Annotated in this window: 2 protein-coding genes; both read left to right on the forward strand. The window is 40.9% G+C overall.

The window, feature by feature from the left end; genetic code table 11:
* Window positions 1-399, forward strand: a 399-nt coding sequence (locus HT715_RS10825; protein WP_240149864.1) for a hypothetical protein, incomplete at its 5' end; no start/stop codon positions are given.
* On the forward strand, window positions 392-1,548 hold a 1,157-nt coding region (locus HT715_RS10830), incomplete at its 3' end, for a DNA primase family protein (RefSeq protein ID WP_172922955.1). The genes HT715_RS10825 and HT715_RS10830, both read left to right, overlap by 8 nt.

The raw sequence follows: 1,548 nt of genomic DNA on the forward strand, positions 1-1,548 counted from the left end.
CCAATAGGCGAGGGCTTGACGGCTTTCCACTACAAAGGTTTGTATGTGGCAGTTAAAGACGAAAACGAGGAAGCAGAGGGCTGGGAACTGACCAGAGATTTAGAGATAGGTTTGGCCAGTCCTGACTTGCTGATGATTCTGAAAGATTTAGAGGTAAACAAATTGACCGAGCAACGGCAGGGGCTTGGCATGGAGTTGAAAGGCTGGATTTTCGACTTGATTTGTAACGGCATTTATACCAGGTACGAGACTTCTCTATTTGTCCGCTTGCTATTTGTGAATGGCTACAGTTTTAGTCAGCTGGTGGACTTGTTTTCTGCAATCGTTAAACGCAAAGACCTAGCAAGCTATTTCCTAGAAGTAGCAACAAAATTCTATAAGGAGGTGGCTTTTGAATAGCAATGACATTGTAAATAAAATCATTGAAGAGAATCAGCAGCATGAACCCACTAAGGCAATAGAAGAATCAGAAAGCTATCTGACAACCTTTAAAGGGGTACAAGGCTTTTTATTCAACGTATGTAAGAATCTTGGGGAAGATAGACCATCTAAATCTTTGGGGGTTGCTGACTTTCTTAGAAAGTATATCCGATTTGTGAGAATCAGACCAGAAGCGCAGGGACAGAAAGCGCCCTTGTATTTCTATCATCCTGATAAGGGGATTTGGTTAGAAGATAACGAGTTACTTCAAGATTTAATCTCAACCATTCAACCAGATACGACAGAAAAACAAGCCTTTGATACGATTTACAAAATCGCTAGACGTAGCCCGTTGAAGTCTATCCAAAATGATTATACGGTTATCGGAAACCAGCTATATAACGCTAGTAAGGAAACATTTGAACCTTTAACACCTAGCATTATTGTAACTAGAAAAATCCGTACAAGGTACGACCCAGAAGCCTATGAGCCTACTATACACGGTTGGAAGCCCAGCAAGTGGCTTGCTGAATTATTTGACAATGATCAAGAATTATATAACCTAGCTATCCAGATTATTAAAGCAAGTGTCACAGGTAGAACCCTAAAAAATATCTTTTGGCTTTATGGCGAGGGTGGGACTGGTAAAGGAACTTTTCAGCAGTTACTTATTAATCTAGTAGGCATGGAGAACGTTGCAAGTCTCAAGATGACTGAGTTCGATAAAAGCCGTTTTTCTACCTCCATTCTGTTAGGTAAGAGTCTGGTTATTGGGGACGACGTACAAAAGGATGCAGTTATTAAAGATACGTCAAATATGTTTAGCCTTGCGACTGGGGACATTATGACTATAGAGGACAAAGGGAAGCGCCCCTATAGTTTATGCTTGAATATGACTATTATCCAGTCATCCAACGGCTTACCAAGAATGAACGGGGACAGGTCAGCGATTGACAGGCGGTTTAAGATTCTACCATTTACCAAGGTCTTTAAAGGGAAACCAAACAAGGCAATTAAAGACGACTACATCAACAGGAAAGAAGTATTAGAGTATCTCACACGCCTAGCCCTTGAAACACCGACAAAGGACATCACACCAGAGAAATCAAAGGAGATTTTGCAAGAATA

Origin of the sequence: Streptococcus sp. 4155, assembly GCF_013276695.1 — a bacterium.
GTDB lineage: Bacteria > Bacillota > Bacilli > Lactobacillales > Streptococcaceae > Streptococcus > Streptococcus pseudopneumoniae.